The sequence below is a fragment of the Nitrosomonas sp. HPC101 genome, from assembly GCF_009833125.1.
Taxonomy (GTDB): Bacteria; Pseudomonadota; Gammaproteobacteria; order Burkholderiales; family Nitrosomonadaceae; genus Nitrosomonas.
In genome coordinates, this window is sequence record NZ_QRCC01000010.1 from 224,018 (window position 1) to 241,546 (window position 17,529).

The following is a 17,529-nucleotide window of genomic DNA, read 5'->3' on the forward strand; positions in this document are numbered from 1 at the left end:
AAACAAATCTGCTCAAGCAGCATCATCTTGAACAATCATCAGTGCATCAACGCTCCTGCTCGCTACTATGGATTGCTCGCACTTGCATAGCCTTGGTCGTAATCGCTTCCAATCAACCAATGTGCTTATCTTTATAGGTATTTTGCTTCAGTTAAATAGACTGTAACTTATTACATTTGAATATCTATTGATTCATTTCACCCCCCAAAGATAAAGAATTTAAATTGAAAGAGATGCAGAAATTCTGAGCATCAATATCTAAACGAATTCGGCGAATAACAGCAGTAGAACTCCATTTAGGTATCGTGCGAAGATCAATTAAATATTTTCCGGTGAGTAATGGAAATCTTGTGCTGTTTTCTTCATCGAAGGAAGAGCGCTCATCCCCAAGCCAGAATAGCTGTACAGGCACCGACGATGAATTATCGTCGCAAGTTAGATCAATATTCAGGTAGCGTACATCCGAAGAATTTATATTGTTCGATAAAGCAAAATCAATGAAGGGATCGTTCCCGTTAATTCTGAATTTGTGATTCAAGTGATCACTTAAAAGGTGATTTGATGCTACCGCGATAGTTGACTGAGTTTGCTTAAATCCATTTTTCATTGGGATCAGGGTTGGTGGTGGGTAAGCGGCAAACCATGGTGCTCTCGCTGTGCGCTCAACGACTGTTAAAAAAACGTAATCAGGTTTGAATTTTTCGACCAAATCTGCGAAACGTCCATTCGGCCTTAATGCTTCCGACCAATGCAATTGAAGCACCTCACTGAATGTTGCGGATATCAGGGGTGATATTGCGATTCCAAAAGAATCTCGCAGCCAAAGAACCTTTTTTTTATTAAGAGCCCCATCTGATTGGATCAGGACTGGTTTCAACGAAGGTTGGATGCGGGGATTACCACCTCGATAAATGATCTGCTTCGTGTCAAAATCCAGTTGTGTGGTTTGTATGGGAAGATCCGACGCATAAATGATCGGTTCGGAATCAGAAAGCTGTTTTGTAAGCCGAAGAAAATTTGCCAAATCTCCCCCGCCACGAGGGTCAATGTGCTTAAGTTTGTACGCATTTTGTGAAGGCCATTGTATTTCTGGTGCTGTTTCTTTCAGCTGCTGCGCAAATGCTTGAAAAGCAATTGCTGCGCCCAAGGCATTCCAGTGTGTATCTGTTTTGTAGTATAGCGGCGCTTGCTGATTGATCTTGGCCGCTAACAAGCTACTTCTTAAATCAACATAATGCTCCGTTCCTGTTTCGGAAAGTAAGGCATCGGTAGCGTTTGGCGTGTGTGGTTTGGCCCAGTTGGGCAGGTATTCCGGGTAAATAGTGCCTTTGTTTGGGCTGATCATAATCTTGAAAACTGCGACCCCTTTACTTGATAGATATGCGCTCCAAGCTTCGGTGGCCTTACTAATATCCTTGGCAAGAACAAAGTCGGCTCTGGATGGAGGTCGGCGATCTATCGTCCGGGTTTGTTCATATTGATCCCCAAGAAACAACCAATCTTCATGACCGATGATTACCTGTTCAGGATCCGTGCTGATTCCTAATGGATAAAGAAGCCTCGCGATCCATTCCGAGATAAAGTCCATGTTGTATAAGAATGTTCTTTCTTTCCATTTGATGGTGGCTTGATTCGGTGCGGAAAGAATATTGATACCAGGAACCGCTAACAGACCCATCAAGGCTATGGACAGAAAAATAAATACGCCATGTTTCATGGTGGACGTTCAGAAATTGAAGTAAAGAAATATGCTGCTAGTTGCTGCAAGCATGAAATACATTGCTGTTATAAAAAGAAAGATGCTATAGGTCAATTTTTGGGTTCCGATGCCCTCCTGCACTAGTTCTATAGAATTTTTCTGAGTAATGATTACAAATGCAGTAATGATGGCCAGATAGATGGGAATTTGCCCGATAAGGCTTGCAGGTGCCAGATTTATCAGGATATCGGACAGCCACCCGGCCCAGGCAAGATCTGATATTGGAATTGTTCCGGCCGTGCCTTCGGATGCAGAACGCAAATCAATCATTCCATGCAGTACACGCAATGCATCATCCAGTGTATTGGCACGAAAAAACACCCACGCGATATTCACAAACATGAAGGTCGTGGCCCATGCCAGAAAAGGAGGTAATGGGCGGTTTAAACGTTTCCAGAAACGATGAATTATGAGAGCGGCACCATGCAAGGCACCCCAAATCACAAACATCCAGGTCGCACCGTGCCATAGACCACCAAGAACAAAAGTAATGAAAAGGTTCAGATAGGTACGGTATTCACCACAACGATTTCCACCCAGGGGAATGTATAGAAGATCACGAAGAAAACTGCTTAAGGTGATGTGCCATCGGCGCCAGAAGTCTTGGATATCCAGCGACTTGTAGGGTGAATTAAAATTGATTGGTAACCAAATATTGAATAATAGTGAAGCGCCAATAGCCATGTCACAATAGCCGCTAAAATCAAAGTAGAGCTGGAAGGAATAAGATAGGCTTGTTGCCCAGGCAGTAAAAAAATCGAGTGTCTGCCCACTATCGAATCCAGCGGTTGCCCAAACAGCAAAACTATCAGCAATGACAACTTTCTTGAAAAATCCTATGGCAAAAATAAATAAACCTTTAAGAATGTTTGAATATCTGCGGGTTAGCGTCCAGCGCGAAGCAAACTGAGGCATGATCTGACCGTGATGAACAATGGGACCGGCAATCAAATGCGGGAAAAAGGTTACAAATAATGAATAATTCAGCAAGTCATATTCAGCAGTTTCTCCTCGATAACTATCTACCAAATAAACGATTTGCGTGAAAGTAAAGAAACTGATGGCTAGCGGCAGGATGATGTGAGGCAGGTTGAAGCTTGTGGTAAAGACAATATTGATGTTATCAAGCAAGAAATCAGTATATTTGTAATACCCGAGCAACATCAGATTGATTAAAATACCTGTTGCGAGCACTACTTTTCTATTGATGGCTTGTATTCCTCTCTCTTTGCGTGATTTGTCATGCGATTGGGCAAGTCCTGTGCCAATTGCAAAGTTTAAAAGAATTGATCCAAGGATTAGAGGCAGATACCGGATATCCCAATAAGCATAAAAGAACAAACTTGCGGTAATTAACCAGAGTTTTCCAGCAATAATCAAACGACGGTGATTCAGATAAAAATAAATAAAGAAGGATATTGGCAGAAAAAGAAAAATGAATTGCCATGAACTGAAAATCATGTTTGTCGAGTAAATTTGGATGTAGGGGAACCTCTGAACAACATCGTTCAGGAATGAGCTATGATTAAATCTGGCGTATGACAATGGAGAAGAGAGCGGTGTAATCTGTTGATAAAGATCTCGGCAGATCAATCAATAGAAGGAAACACCGCAATGAGAGATGATAATGTTTTAGAACTGAACGATCCAGAACAAAATGATCCGTCACAGGTAGTTTTGCGTGAAGGCGCCCGTAAGATGCTGGCGGCAGCGGTTGAACCGGAGGTAACTGGTTTTATCAATCAGTATGGCCGTTTAACAACGGATACGAGTAAAGCGGCAGTGGTCAGAAATGGCTATCTGCCTGAGCGTACTATTCAAACCGGACTGGGGGATATGGCAGTCAAAGTCCCGAAAGTACGGGATCGTTCTGGTTTTGGCATCAAATTCAGCAGCAGTTTGATCTTTTCTACTTGAAACGCACCCGAAATATGGAAGAATTTTGACCCTAGCTCTATCTGAGAGGTGTTTCAACGGAAATTTTCACCGAGAGGCGCTGAAACATCTGTTGGGATCTGATGCACTGGGTTGTCGCCGGTAACGATAGTCGCTTAAAGCGAGTCTGGGTCGGTATCATTGAATCTGTGACGGATTTTCGGCAATTCTCACCGTGGCCTGAACAGAGTCAAGGGAAATTACTTGGGCATGAAAGCTTATATCGGAGCCGATGCCAACAGTACACTGATCGCAGCAACATCAGTGCTTTCCGGGTTGTCTGGAGATTCTCGTGAGCGAGCCTGAAGTTTGTTTTGAGTCAGCGTTTAAGGGGATACTATATGAGGAAAACTCTGCAATCATCTGAATCACCATATAACCATGCGTATTGCCATTATCGGCGCCGGGTGTTCCGGTCTCACCGCGATCAAGCAGCTCGCTGCAGCAGGTTTGCACGATATCGTCTGCTATGAAAAAAATGGCTGGATTGGTGGAAACTGGGCGTATGCAGCTGATCCCGATTGTAGCAGTATCAGCCAGAAGACACACACCATTTCCAGTAAATCACTTTCCCAGTTCAGTGATTTTCCCATGCCGGAGGATTATCCAGATTACCCTGGGCACACACAGATACTCGCTTATTTCCAGGCATACGCCCGGCATTTCCAGCTGGAAAGCTATATCCGTTTCAACACCACAGTACTGCAAGTGGAAAAAACAGCAGAGGAACGCTGGCGATTGACACTGGAGGATGGCAGTCAGCCGGAATTCGATTGTCTGGTGATTGCAAACGGACACCTGACCATGCCGCGTCATCCAGATTGGAAAAAGGATTTCAGTGGTCAGTACCTGCATGCACGTGAATTCAAAACCGCGCAAGGGCTGGAAAACAAGAAAGTGTTGGTGGTGGGAGCGGGAAATTCCGGCTGTGATTGTGCAGTTGAGGCAAGCTATGTCGCCGCGCAGGTCGATTTCAGTTTACGCACGCCGCAGTACATTATTCCCAAGCTCATCATGGGGAAGCCGACTGACACCTATGCCGCCACCATGCAGTGGCTGCCGCAGCGTATTCAGGGCTGGCTGCAAAAGATCTCATTGCGTATCCAGATCGGGCATTACCGCGATTATCATTTGCCCGAACCGGATTTTTCTCCGACACAAGCACACCCGACCATCAATTCGGCAATTTTCGACAAGATCCGGCATGGCCGGATACACCCTCGTCCGGGGGTACAAAGTATTTCCGGACAAACCGTATTTTTTACCGATGGCTCGTCGGCGCAATACGATGTCATTATTGCCGCAACGGGCTATCAAATCAGTTTTCCTTTCTTTCCAGCCGATTTTATCCACTGGCAGGACGGCAATTCCATTCCGCTATATTTGCGTGTTTTTCATCCCGATCATCCCAGCCTGTTTTTTATTGGGCTGATCCAGCCGCAAGGTTGTCTCTGGACACTGACCGAAATGCAATCCCGCCTGGTTGCACGCTTGCTGGCTGGAGAAACGCAATTACCCGCTCACTGGCGGCAACTGGCTCTGGCAGAAGGGATAAGCTGGCAGCACCAGTATATCCATCGCCCGCGTCACATACTGGAAGTAGCATATTTCTCTTATCTGCAACGTTTACTGAAACTGATCCGGTAAGCATCCAGCGGCAGGAATGGGCGAACTGCCCCATCACACAACAGGGCAGTTATGAGGAGTACGTATGAATAAACAGCACGGATTGGCTGCCACATCGTTTCTCGGCATTATTCTGGGATTGGGTCGCTATACTGCTGGACCTTGGTTTAGTGATTTTCTTCACCCAGGCAAAAGTCGTGGCCTGATGCAATTCCTGGCTGCTCCAGGTGAAACAGTGCGATATCTGTTATTTAACCAGCCAGCGAGTGGACATTCCAGCCATCATGTGATCATTGACGTGACAATGAAACAACCAGTTACCTGGCGAACGGGGAACCATGTCAACAGATTTCATGCTGGCTGGCATGAGTTCGATGACATCGGTTCTGCGATCGTGATCCAGTACAGTTTGACCATGCCAATGTACAGTATGATTATCCACCTCATTACCCAGTGCCATCAGATGCCAGCGGACACGTTGTCCGAGTGTGGTCTCAAAGCCTGACAGATTACCGAAAATCCGGCCATTAATTGTATGCTTCAGGCCGCTTTCTTCGTCATTTTCTTCGTTGAATATCATGTAGAGCGCGATAAATTCCTGATCGATATCGCGCGGAACAGGTCCTTTGCTGTGGCGGGCTTTGTTAGCGGCAGTGATAATAATGGTGCCAATTAAGCCGAGATTGATTTCATGTTCTGGTGCGACATGTGAGTGGTAAAGCCAGGCAACGGATGAAGGGTCATCCGGACCGGGTCCGGCATCCCTATCGACGACCCAGGTATAAGTGTAGCGTCCGCCCGGAGGAACACTGCCGCCTGCTCCGCCATCGGCACCTTCATTATCCTTGTTATACATTACACCGTGAGGGTGGATTGAGAGTGGCAGATCGGTGTTGTTCAGAAAGTGGACTTGAATGGTATCGCCTACTACGGCACGGATGGTAGGACCCAGAATTCCCATCCATTCGGGTTGAGGCAAAGGCTGAGAGTAGCTGCTGTCGGTGTAGCCGATATAGCGGTATTTAGTATAAGCCAACGTATTTCCGTAAACCCCCAATCCCTCTTCCGGATCGATCTGGTTGCCACCGGACGGAGCGTAATTCCAGTCTGTTTTTTCTGCTGCGATCCAGTATTCCTGCGTACCCATGGCTTGTGCCGCATAAGATGTTGTAAACAGGATCAGAGGGATAAATAAAGTCGAACATAACCATGAGAATACGTGATCATTCTTTTGATGCATGACTGCGTTCCTTTGATTTTATTTTTGATATTTTGGATGTAATGCGATAAGTGGCAAGTATGCATTTATGATGATTAAGAAATCTCTGAAAACTACCTGCGTTGTCATTTCGACGTTAAAAGTCGACATCAAAATACTTATTTATTACGTATAAACTCCGCTTTTTCACCGACTTTCGCCTTGAACTGACTACCTCGCTGACGTTTTCCAGAGGTTCCTTAGGTTGCCAATGAATGAGGTGAGCTGGATTTACCCGGAACGATAACTTGGGTAGCAGTTATCCCGAGAAAGAATATTGACCGCCTTACGAAAAGTAGCCAGATCAGAACGTTCCAGCATCACACAGTTTTTACGGGCGTACTGACAATAGTGTTTGACGGTAAAAAAATCGTTGTGGCTGATACAGTCAGCCGGGCAAATGACGGTGTGGGCGCAGTCGAGCAAAGTGATCAGACAGCTCACATGATTCTGTGTACTGCTGCGGAAAGCCATAAAACGACCACCGGCAGCTTCGATTAGTCGACGATAATCGGCACGTCCGCCTACGCACAAAACAGGCTGATTGAGCAGATAACCTCGCTTTCTTTTAAGGCGATCCGTAGCCGCATTGAAAGGATACGGGTACGGTCGATCTGACTTGATCCAGCGCAAGCTGATATCGTTTTGTGTCTTTGATATATCGGGATTAACGTGACAGTCGATTAACGCTTTTGAATGGGTGAAATTTTTGAACGAGACACATGATAATGCTGAACGAATCAGGCTATACAGCTGTTTCAGCACGCGTCTTGAGCTTGCGGCCTGGAGTCTATGCTGATGAGGAAGTCTATTACAGGTTGTGTGATCCTGATGGATCCCGTGTGTTTTTACAAGGTTCGATTGCACTCCCTGACAGGCCGACACCCATGTGGTTCTTTCCAGAAATTTCATGATTATTCCATTTTAGAAAAAATGGCTGGCTTGCCCGGGAGGAGGGCTGGCTTGCCGTCACAAATCACTGGAAGAGGAGAGAGAGAACTGCCAGTGATCGCCGTGAACGTTAGTGTCTGTCAGCTTTGAGCGCAGATGGCGGCATGATTGCAGATCACTTCGTCAGGATCAGTTTGTCATTGCGCGTCAGGCGCAAGTGATACTGTTCCCCTCGATGCTGAATGAGTACTTCCTTGCTCATTCCAAACAGATTTTCACTGCTGATCAGTTTGATGGAAAACTGTGGAAGCAATTCGTTACTCGACTCGGGATCTGCGTGATATTTGATATCAACTGAGTTCATGCTACGCTCCATTCAAATGTATAAATGAGAATTGTTCTCATTGTAATGAGAAAAATAATTTATGCAAGCTTTTCTGGAAATATTTTTGAAAAATATTGCATGACGATAAATCCGGATCAGAATTGGTATGAAACGGCGAGTTTGTAGTTGCGTCCTGGATCTTTCAATACACTGAGATGGCGCCGGTAGTCTTTATCAGTCAGATTATCAATGCCGAGATCCAGCCGTACACCTTTGAACGAGCCGTTCTGCGGTAGCCAGGTGAGTGTCAGATCGTGCAGCGTATAGCCGGGGGTGGCTGTTCCACCTGTCGGCACACGATTCTGTGCTTCGACAATGCTGCTGCGCCAGCCGAGGGAAAGACTGTATGTCGGCCAGGTCAGACCAGCCATGATGATCCACTTGTCCGGCTGTATGTTGGACAATACCCCGCCATCCGTGCGGTTGTAGCCCCTGGTCTGGGCGTAAGAAAAGCCGGCATAGCCGTATTGGGCCGCGTAATTGGCTTCTATTTCAAATCCTTCCAGTACGGCATCACGCACATTGTCACTGGTCGTGATACCGCCTCTGCCAGGGTTGCCGGAAACCGGGAAGAATACAAAATCGACCATCAGATCGACGAAATCTTTGACCTTGTTATGGAAATAGGCTCCCCGGATAGCCAGGTGATCATTCTGATACAGCAGATCCGATTTATGGATGCGTGCGCCCACTTCTTTGTTGAATGCCGTTTCCGGTTTGAGATTCGGATTGGGGACGAACAGATTGGCGCAACCCCGGCCACAGCTGAAATGGGTGCCGGTGGTGAAGAGTTCACCCAGTGTCGGAGCGCGGAATGCTTCGTTGTAGCCACCGGTAATTGAAAACCACTCGGTTATTTTAAGTAATCCGCCGAGTTTGAAATTAACACGATCATTTGTATTGGTGCTGGCCCCGATACCATTTGCCTGGCTGCTGAAATAATCCCAGCGCACACCCGGGATAAGTGACAATCGCTCCCATAATGTGATCTCGTCTTGCAGATACACCCCGACTACATCTGCTTCACCTCGGGGAAATTCTGATCGTGGTACGCCGTTGCGTTTTCCTTTAGCTTCGTTGTGGTAATAATCGACCCCGTAGGTCAGCCGCTGGGTCGCGAAACTGGCTAAATTGAAATGCGAGCTGTTGCGCGCATTGATCCCGGTAGTGGAAAAATCCGTTTCATCGCGTCGTCGATCGAGCAGACGTTTCTCAAAGCTATAAGTGGTGTTGTGGTAGACGAGCACTTCGGGATTCAGTAAGGCGTTATCTGTTTCCTCGTAACGATAACGTAAGGTGTAGTTGCGTTGCTCGGTGTTCCGGTCCACCAGGGCGCCCGGGGTGGAAACGGCCTGCGAATTGGCAGGGATTTCTCCGGTTTGATCGAAAGTCTGTGTGGAAAATGTGAAGCGATGATCCCCCGGTGTCCAGTTGAATTTGGCCAGGCCGGCATAGGATTCAAACTGGGAATTTTGCAATCTGGAACCGTCACCATGGCGGATATCGCTTGCCGCATTGCGGTAGGAAAAGTCCAGCAGATAGTCGAACGATTCTCCAGCCAGACCGAACACACTGAGGCCCGGGATGTATTGCTCGTTCATGCTTTGAAATCCACCCCTGATTTTGGTGCCGAAACGTTCATCGCCGCGTAACAGATCGGTTGCATCCAATGTGGTAAAGGAGATAACCCCGCCGAGCGCACCGCTGCCCCATACAGTGGAGGCTGGCCCGCGCATGACATCTACGCGCTTGAGTAGCGATGGATCAGTGAAGATCCGAGCATTGTGCCCCCGGTTGAAATCCTGTCTGGCGCCATCCAGCAGAAATAGGATGCGGCCGTCACTCATGCCGCGTATGGTGGGGCTCAAGCCGAGATTGCGTGGTCCACCACCCAGTTCAATGTTAGGCAGATAGCGAAGCACATCCCCGATATCAGCTGCTTGCCGGGTTCGTATCTGCTCGGTATCAACGATACTGACTGATTCGGGTGTGTCGGCTACCTTCCGGCGAGTGCGGGTGGCGGTAACAGTGATTTCCCGCAGATCTGAGACAATGAGTTTATCCACCAGCTTTGTACCGGCAGCTGTGGTTTGTGCGTCGGCAGAGGCGGAGAACAGCGCCGATGTGCAGACAGTCGCAAGAAAAATTAGCCAGTTGACAGGGCGCCATTTGAATCTTGAAAACATATACCTTTCCCAGAAAATAAATTACTTCCGGCTGGCTGGCGCTATGCTGACTGACTGGATAAAACAGGTTTTCGATCAACCTGGGTTTTTATTGAATTCGGGTCGTGGCTGCAAATAGCCATGACCCTGTGTATTAAGGAAGCACCGATTTAATCGTAAGTTGTCATCCTATGCTTGAGCCCTCGTCTGCAATAGACGTATTTTAACGGTACACTTTGTGCACCATGTGGTGGTGATGTGAGTCGTAGAGTGCTCCCTACGACCCGTCACGTCGCTTTGTTCCTCGCGGTGACGGAATAAATCAGCGTCTCATTTTTCAGAGATTTCTTGACGAACCAGTGCATCTGCGTGCAGTTTGAGTCCTTGCTGAATCTGTTCATCAACCCATTGGGTAAACAGTGGATGAGGTGCAAAGCCTTCTCCCAGTTTAAACTTGAGATCGGACAGGAATTTTTTTTCCGGGCCAGTTGCAGTGGTGCGTGCCGGGATGACAATGGCTGTGTCTCCTTGCTGGCCGGCCTCGGTTATCATGGCTCTTATTTTTTTAACCCAGGGTGCGCGTTTTTCCGGCCAATCCTCACGCCAGGTGGCAACCTTAAATGCCCTGAAATTTTCGCCACCATTGTTATGCATCTGCTGGGCGATGCTTTCCAGATTTTGCAGCCACTCATTGTTGCGTTGATCATCGTGCATGCCGTGTGCAGTCAAAATAATGGTTTCTTTGGATGGGTCCCTGGAAAGCGCAAGTGCACGATCAAGCAGTGCTTTTGCAAACAGTGGGCTGTCCTCGTAACCTCCTGTCCAGATAACCGGCAGGGATGTCAGGATTCTGGGCGCGGCACTGGATGCTCCGTGTCCATCCTGTGCATGGCCATGGGCTGTATGTTGGTCAGCCTGGTGCGCTTCAATATCCATTCCGACCATGCGTGTGATTTCCTTGCGAAATGAATTTTTTGTTGCATAGGCACTGACGATTACTGCAGCTTTGGCGCCGCGCTGCTCCAGTTTGCGCAACGCGCGTTCAATCGTCAGGGGATCTGCCATGGAAAAGGCAAACTCGATTTTGTATCGATTCATCAGGGGCTGTACCGCGGTACGCAAATTTTCATTCCAGTGAAAATCCGAGCCATGTGCAAACAGGATGACGCCGGTATTTTCTGCGGTCAGGGGCAGGTTGCGATTGGCTTCTCGTTCCATCCACATGGTCAGGTGCTGTGGCCCGATCTGAAAATGATCAAGTATTGCATTTTTAGGCAGCAGCCATTCCAGACGTGCTTCGAGTGACATCATGTTGTCGTGTTTGGGACCAAGCGCAAATGCAATCACCCGGTTTCCGCTATTTTTGGCTGCTGATTTTGCTGGGGAGAATGCTCTGGCAAGCTGTTGTTTTATGGCATTGGAATAGTTTTCGGATGCTTCATCTTCTTTTTTCTCCAGAAGAATCAGCGGACTGGTGGAGCGAAAATTCATTCCTTGTGATGCTTGCCGGGTAATACGTATCCAATCGTTGTGCATGGCTCGCCTGCTTGTATCGTCCTGCGCACCGTAACCGACCACCAGCAGATGTTGGCGGGTGGCCGGTTCCATGGCGCGTAACCGGGAGGCAAGTGCCTCTACCGCGAAATAGCTTTCTCCGTAAGGGGGTGAAAAAACGGCAGGAACAGCCTGATTTTCTTTGGTTATCAGCTTGTGAACAAGTTGATAACGCGGTTCTGCAGTGGAAATAAATAAGGGCAACACTACGATACGGTTGATGTCGTGGTTCTGCAGGCTGGCAAGAGCGGATTGCAGTGTTTGCCGGGTGCGCTCATCGGTAACGAATACCAGTGCGGCCGGGTGATGGGTCGCGAATGATTCAAATGCATCCCGTATTTCCTCATTGCCGACAAACCCCCGATCGGCTGCAACTACCAGAAAACCAGTCTGGTCTGCCGCTTCTGCAGCGGTTGCGTGCGCTCCTCCGCTACCGGGCAGAACAAATGCCAGTAAATAAAACGATATAACAGTTTTCACTGTTTTAATTGCAGAAAACATGCTCTTCTCCGTGTCGTGAATCAAAGTACAAAAAAGCCAGTACTGGCCTGGCTATGTCGTGGTTTCAAGTGGTTTGACCGGATCGTTATTGATGCTGGTTTCGCCTGCTGCGATTTTTGATAGGGCTGTGGCAAAACTGGAAATACCCGTTCCTCTGAACAGCAGACAGGGTTTATGTCCCAGCCGGCAAAGTCTCTTGATCTGATAGTAGGCGGCATGGCTGACGTAATCGGTTGGGCAAATTACTGCAGTGGCACCGTATACCATTTCCGGCAAACGGGATAGCGCATCTTCCTGACCGCCATCGTGGTGTGATAATTTGAGGCCAAGCTGCCTGGCAAGTGCGTGATAGTGCGGCAGCTGTGCGGAGCGACCCCCCACGCATAGAATGCACTCGTGAGAGGCGTTATTGATATCAACTGGCTCGACGGATTTTTTGTCTGGGGTATTACTGGAATTAAAGGTCAGTAACAGATTTTCCAGTGTGTCCCGCTCGGTTTGCAGAACATCTCGTTCACGATAAAGTTCAGTCAGATTGTGACAGGCGTTTTTGAGTGCCTGTTTGAGTTCATCCGTTTGCGCAACCCTGATCTGCAGTTGTTCATTTTCCGTTGTCAGTTGCATCAGACGTTGTCCCATACTCATCATGGCGTGGCCGGATTCCAGCATTTCCAGGCGCTGGCGCAGTGCATTATCTTCCCGCCGGGATTGCTGTAATTGCCGGATTTCCGCGGCTGCCTGTTCCAGTCGCTGACGTAAGCGTGATTCGGTCTGCATGTGTTTCTCCCTGACCTGCTCCAGTTGTTCGGCCAGCGCCTTCAGTGTCTGTGCTGTCTGGTTTGCCCGATTCTGAGTGGCTGAAAGTTCAGCGACTGCTTCATGCATATGCATGTGAACCGTATCGTGAATCTGCTTTCGGGTATCAGGACTGGTGCGCTTGTGGGTAAGTGCTGCCCATAGTGGTCCGGCCACTTTTTTGCTGGCAAAGCAGCTTTCCCACAGTTTCAGTACCGCGTTGTCAGTTTTGGCTGTCTCGAATTGTCTGATATAGCTCTGATGTAATTTATCCAGCTGTTTATGGATTGCTTCCGATACAGTATTTCTGGAGGCTGCACGGCAGACGGCCTCAACGTGCAGATCATGCGCATTCTTGATGGAGGCTTTAAATTGGAAGCGTCTGGCAAGGCATTCGAGGTCTGCAGGTGGTAGGCAAAGGCCGATAACAGGACAGTGATGTGATCTATCCAACTCCCAGAGCCTGGTGCGCTTTACAGGAGGGGGTGTATCAATCATTGTGACTCCGGGCAATCTGTTTTCCGCTGATAGGGTGCTGGTTTCCGGCTGTCGCAGAATTGCAGGGGCATGCATACGGTATCTCCTCTATGGTGAAGTGTCAGTCCGGATCAAATTATCCCAAACATTATTGATAATAATAATGACTATCATTATCAACGTCAATCATGGTATTGCAATTGATCATGCGTAATTCATGTTCCGGGCCTGCGTCGAGAGATCAGGGTGCGACAATTTGTCACATTCTCATCCTTTTTGGAATCAGTTATTCTCCAAACTTTTTAGCGAACCATGAAGCAGTCGACGTACTCTTTTCCCGCGCTGGCCGGATTCTTTTTTATGCTTGCTTCTGCGGTCGCAGCCGGGTCAGGTGCCAGTGATTCAACCCGGCAATCCTCTGCCACACAAGCCTCAAAATCTGCCCGGACTGCATTGGCAGTGGGAGTAACACTGGATCAGGAAGGGCGGCTGTGGCTGGTAAAAGTGGTCGATCAGCACTTGCTGGTTTTCCGATCAGAAGATAATGGCAAGTATTTTTCCAGGCTTGCGACAATTACTCCTGTGCCGGAAAACATCGGTGGTGATGGCGAAAACCGTCCCAAGATTCAGGTGGCGCGTGATGGCACCGTGCTGGTTACCTGGACAGAGCTGCTGGTGGAAAAATATGCCGGCAATATAAAATTTTCCCGTTCAATTGATTCCGGCCGGACTTTCTCGGAACCGATCATCCTGAATGATGATGGGCGTGTGACCAGTCATCGCTTCGATTCTCTGGCAATCGACGGAAAAGGCAGGGTAGTGGTTGCCTGGCTGGATGCCAGAGACCGCGATGCAGCGAGGGAAAAAGGTGAGGCGTTCAGGGGCGTTTCACTCTACAGCAGCCAGTCGTTCGACAATGGCGCGCATTTCGAGCCTAACCGGCAAATTCATCCGCATACCTGTGAATGCTGCCGCACTGCGCTTGCCTGGACCAGCGCAGGGCCGGTCGTGCTGCTGCGGAATATTTTCGACACCAATACCCGTGATTTTGCCGTAGCCAGCCTGGATAAAGTAGAAGAAGGCGTCAAAAGAGTCACCCGCGACGAGTGGCAGATCGACGCCTGCCCGCACAACGGCGGCAGTCTTGCGACAAATGGCAAGGAACACTTGCATCTGACCTGGTTCACCAGCGGCACTGTTGCACAGGGGCAGTTCTATAAACGGATCAGCGACAACCAGGAATCAGAACCCATGGTATTGGGTGATATGGATGCACAGCCCAATCACGCTGCGGTGGTGGCGTATGGTGAAACCGTTCTTCTCACCTGGCGTGAATTTGATGGCAATGTCTATTCCACAATGATGATGTTTTCAAATGACAGTGGTGAAACCTGGAGTGAACCATGGCGCCTGATGTTGTCTGCCGGCGCAAATGACTACCCGATACCGCTCATCAGTGACAGTAAAGCGCTGGTGGTATGGAATACTGAAAACGAGGGTTTGCGGGTTATACCTGTTGAAAAGGTCATCAACCGGTCCAGTTACCAGACGATATTCGTAGAACAATAATAAGCGGCAATCATTGCTGCAAATACCAACTACTAATAAAAATCGAAAGGATGATTCAAATCATGAGGCAATTTCCTCTGGCGTTGTTCGGCCTGCTGTGCGCTGCCATCAGTTACCCTGCCCAGGGTGAGGGTGCGCTCGAAAAACAGACACCAGGTGAGAACAGGGAGTATGCAGGAGAGCGGCTGATGCGGGCTGCCGAATCGGGCAACGGTACCAGCACGGATAAGACAAAAGAGAAGAAAAAAAGGGTGGATGAGCCAGCCGCGCATAACGGAGCCGTTTTTAAGGAAATGGTGATTACCGGTGAAATAGAGCGGGATTCGCGTTTCACTTCGCCTTCGATGCGTGTCACCCGGGCGCAGGTCGAGCAGCAAAATGCGCAAACCACGGAAGAAGTACTCAAATACATGCCCAGCCTGCAGATTCGCCAGCGCTACGTAGGGGATCCGAATGGTGTGTTGGGAATTCGTGGCGCCGATATGTTTTCAACCGCGCGCAGCATGGTGTATGCCGATGGCCTGCCATTGCACAATTTTCTGCAGGCTTCATGGAACGGCGCGCCGCGCTGGTCGCTGGTCGGGCCGAACGAGATCGATTCGGTTGACATCGTTTATGGCCCTTTTTCAGCCGAGTACAGTGGTAACTCGATGGGAGGAGTGGCCAATATCCGGACACGCATGCCGCACAAGCAGGAGTTTTATTTTGAAGGCAGCCTGTTCATTCAGCCTTACAAAAATTACGGGACAGATAAAGGAACATTTATCGGGGACCGACAATATGTTTCCTATGGCAACCGGATACAGGACAGATTTACGGTGTTTCTGGCCTATAACCGGCTGGAAGCCCAGGGGCATCCGCAATCCTATTTCATTGATAATACCGGATTGTTCGATGTGCCGGGAGGAACGCCGGTGACCGGCGGGGTCAGAACGCCCGATACGCGCGGCACGCCCAGTATCATTTATGGTGATACCGGCCCCGAGAAGGTGAACACGCATCTGTTCAAGGGCAAATTCGGATACGACATTACGCCCGAACTGCAGACGCTGTTTACGGTGGCGTATGAAGAACGTACCCGCAACCAGAATCGCCCGGACAACTATCTGCGCACAGCAAACGGTGATTCTTTCTGGGGCGGTGCTGCTCCTGCTTGCGCACCCGGTGCTTCCTGTCGCAACCCTGAGGATGCCTTGGGCAATGCTTCGCTGGATGGCACCCGCTTCGATGTGGTGCAGAATGGTTTTGGTAGCAGCCGTGATAAACGCGAGACGCTGAATCTGGGTGTATCGCTGCGCGGCGCACTGACCCCGGGCTGGGATGTCGATACCACATTCAGTTATTTTGATGTGCTGAAGGATATTCGTGCGACAGCATTCTCCCATCGGAATGATCCGGGCAATACTGGTGTCGGGCAATTGCAGGATTTCCGTACATTCAACTGGTGGAATTATGACCTGAAACTGAGTACACCGAGGCTGCTGGGGTACGACAAGCTGTCGTTCCTGACCGGTTACCATTTCGACCAGTACAACCTCAGCTTCCGGCAATATGACCTGACCAGCTATGATGATCTGACACGGGGCGCATTGCAGGCCAAGCGCAACAATGATGGCCGTACCTCGACCCATGCGTTTTTTGCGCAATCCACGTTCCGGTTTATGCCGGACTGGGATGTTACCGCCGGTGTGCGTCAGGAATGGTGGGAGGCATCCAAAGGGGTCGTGTCCAGTGTAGCGGTGCCGAATCGTTCTGAGACAGCCACTTCTCCCAAGGTATCACTGGGCTATGAGCCCGGGCAGTGGAAGTTCCGCTATTCCTTCGGACGCGCGCACCGCTTCCCGGTGATCGCGGAGCTTTATCAATCGCTTGGTTCGCCGACCAGCATTCTGCAAGCCAATGCCATGCTCAAGCCGGAAAACGGTGTGCATCACAATTTCATGATGGAGTATGGACTGCCGAAGGGTTACGTTCGCGTCAACGTCTTCCGGGACGACATCAAGGACGCCATCCGGCAGATTACATCTGCCTCAGGCGTGCTGACTTCCTATGCATTCCAGAATATCGGCGAAGTGGGAACAACCGGGGTGGAGCTGATTTTCGAACAGCGGAATATTCTGGGCTCACGATTTGATTTCATGTTCAATGGCACCTGGATGGATTCGGAAGTGGAAGATGGGCCGATCGTGAAATTTACCGAATCAACCGGCGTGCCGGCTGACTATAGCCTGACCGGGAAACAGGTCATTCGTCTGCCGCATTGGCGTGCCAACTTTTTCGGGACATATCATGTAACGGATGCCTGGGATGTTTCCCTGTCCGGCCGCTATACCAGCGATTCCTATAATGATCCTGATAACAGAGATCATAAGCACAACGTATTCGGCGCCCAGAGCGATTTCTTCTTCATGGATTTTAAAACCAGCTACCGGCACCGGTTCAGTAATGGGTTGAAAAGCCGGCTCTCATTCGGCATCAGCAACCTCAACAACGATAAAGCCTGGGTATTTCACCCTTATCCACAGCGTACCTACCTGCTTGAGGCGGCGTTCAGCTATTGAACACCAGATAACTCATCTGCCGTTATCTGGTGTTATGACGCATAGCACTGGAG

General features: G+C 49.1%; 12 protein-coding genes. 4 read left to right on the plus strand and 8 right to left on the minus strand.

Annotated features, from left to right (window positions below):
- Positions 1–184: 184 nt before the first annotated feature.
- Positions 185–1,717, minus strand: a complete 1,533-nt coding sequence (locus tag ABO04_RS08040) for a hypothetical protein (protein WP_160810152.1) — start codon at positions 1,715–1,717, stop codon at positions 185–187.
- Positions 1,718–1,726: 9 nt separating this feature from the next.
- Positions 1,727–3,220, minus strand: coding sequence for an MBOAT family O-acyltransferase (locus tag ABO04_RS08045; protein WP_160810153.1), 1,494 nt, complete (start codon positions 3,218–3,220; stop codon positions 1,727–1,729).
- Positions 3,221–3,373: 153 nt separating this feature from the next.
- Between ABO04_RS08045 and ABO04_RS08050 the strand changes: the two genes are divergently transcribed.
- A complete protein-coding gene (locus ABO04_RS08050; RefSeq protein ID WP_240141480.1) occupies positions 3,374–3,676 on the plus strand; it encodes a transposase in 303 nt (100 codons plus the stop codon).
- A 399-nt stretch (positions 3,677–4,075) separates the two neighbouring features.
- The gene (locus ABO04_RS08055; protein WP_160810154.1) at positions 4,076–5,341 is read left to right on the plus strand and encodes an NAD(P)-binding domain-containing protein; all 1,266 of its coding nucleotides are present in this window, start codon (positions 4,076–4,078) and stop codon (positions 5,339–5,341) included.
- Between the two features lie 226 nt (positions 5,342–5,567).
- Here the strand turns inward: ABO04_RS08055 and ABO04_RS08060 are convergent, their stop codons facing one another.
- The 6 genes from ABO04_RS08060 to ABO04_RS08085 all read right to left on the minus strand — a co-directional run bounded on the left by ABO04_RS08060 (position 5,568) and on the right by ABO04_RS08085 (position 13,442).
- Complete coding sequence (locus ABO04_RS08060; protein WP_160810155.1) at positions 5,568–6,560, minus strand: multicopper oxidase domain-containing protein; 993 nt, start codon at positions 6,558–6,560, stop codon at positions 5,568–5,570.
- A 249-nt stretch (positions 6,561–6,809) separates the two neighbouring features.
- On the minus strand, positions 6,810–7,343 hold the full coding sequence (locus tag ABO04_RS08065; protein WP_160810156.1) for a DUF2325 domain-containing protein: 534 nt from the start codon (positions 7,341–7,343) through the stop codon (positions 6,810–6,812).
- A 301-nt stretch (positions 7,344–7,644) separates the two neighbouring features.
- On the minus strand, positions 7,645–7,833 hold the full coding sequence (locus ABO04_RS08070; RefSeq protein WP_160810157.1) for a hemin uptake protein HemP: 189 nt from the start codon (positions 7,831–7,833) through the stop codon (positions 7,645–7,647).
- A 116-nt stretch (positions 7,834–7,949) separates the two neighbouring features.
- On the minus strand, positions 7,950–10,040 hold the full coding sequence (locus ABO04_RS08075) for a TonB-dependent hemoglobin/transferrin/lactoferrin family receptor (RefSeq protein ID WP_160810158.1): 2,091 nt from the start codon (positions 10,038–10,040) through the stop codon (positions 7,950–7,952).
- Positions 10,041–10,349: 309 nt separating this feature from the next.
- The gene (locus tag ABO04_RS08080; protein WP_160810159.1) at positions 10,350–12,074 is read right to left on the minus strand and encodes a CbiX/SirB N-terminal domain-containing protein; all 1,725 of its coding nucleotides are present in this window, start codon (positions 12,072–12,074) and stop codon (positions 10,350–10,352) included.
- A 51-nt stretch (positions 12,075–12,125) separates the two neighbouring features.
- The gene (locus ABO04_RS08085) at positions 12,126–13,442 is read right to left on the minus strand and encodes a DUF2325 domain-containing protein (RefSeq protein ID WP_160810160.1); all 1,317 of its coding nucleotides are present in this window, start codon (positions 13,440–13,442) and stop codon (positions 12,126–12,128) included.
- Positions 13,443–13,706: 264 nt separating this feature from the next.
- Here ABO04_RS08085 and ABO04_RS08090 point away from each other — a divergent pair, with 264 nt between their 5' ends.
- The gene (locus ABO04_RS08090) at positions 13,707–14,915 is read left to right on the plus strand and encodes a sialidase family protein (RefSeq protein ID WP_240141481.1); all 1,209 of its coding nucleotides are present in this window, start codon (positions 13,707–13,709) and stop codon (positions 14,913–14,915) included.
- Between the two features lie 62 nt (positions 14,916–14,977).
- Entirely contained in the window at positions 14,978–17,476 is a 2,499-nt protein-coding gene (locus ABO04_RS08095) for a TonB-dependent receptor (protein ID WP_160810162.1), read from the plus strand.
- Positions 17,477–17,529: the final 53 nt, after the last annotated feature.

What these genes read in the sequence shown, in the direction of transcription:
- ABO04_RS08055 (WP_160810154.1), top strand. Translation starts at nt 4,076, where the DNA reads ATGCGTATTGCCATTATCGGCGCCGGGTGTTCCGGTCTCACCGCGATC.
- ABO04_RS08075 (WP_160810158.1), bottom strand. Translation starts at nt 10,040, where the DNA reads ATGTTTTCAAGATTCAAATGGCGCCCTGTCAACTGGCTAATTTTTCTT.
- ABO04_RS08045 (WP_160810153.1), bottom strand. Translation starts at nt 3,220, where the DNA reads ATGATTTTCAGTTCATGGCAATTCATTTTTCTTTTTCTGCCAATATCC.
- ABO04_RS08080 (WP_160810159.1), bottom strand. Translation starts at nt 12,074, where the DNA reads ATGTTTTCTGCAATTAAAACAGTGAAAACTGTTATATCGTTTTATTTA.
- ABO04_RS08085 (WP_160810160.1), bottom strand. Translation starts at nt 13,442, where the DNA reads ATGCATGCCCCTGCAATTCTGCGACAGCCGGAAACCAGCACCCTATCA.
- ABO04_RS08095 (WP_160810162.1), top strand. Translation starts at nt 14,978, where the DNA reads ATGAGGCAATTTCCTCTGGCGTTGTTCGGCCTGCTGTGCGCTGCCATC.
- ABO04_RS08070 (WP_160810157.1), bottom strand. Translation starts at nt 7,833, where the DNA reads ATGAACTCAGTTGATATCAAATATCACGCAGATCCCGAGTCGAGTAAC.
- ABO04_RS08040 (WP_160810152.1), bottom strand. Translation starts at nt 1,717, where the DNA reads ATGAAACATGGCGTATTTATTTTTCTGTCCATAGCCTTGATGGGTCTG.
- ABO04_RS08060 (WP_160810155.1), bottom strand. Translation starts at nt 6,560, where the DNA reads ATGCATCAAAAGAATGATCACGTATTCTCATGGTTATGTTCGACTTTA.
- ABO04_RS08090 (WP_240141481.1), top strand. Translation starts at nt 13,707, where the DNA reads ATGCTTGCTTCTGCGGTCGCAGCCGGGTCAGGTGCCAGTGATTCAACC.
- ABO04_RS08050 (WP_240141480.1), top strand. Translation starts at nt 3,374, where the DNA reads ATGAGAGATGATAATGTTTTAGAACTGAACGATCCAGAACAAAATGAT.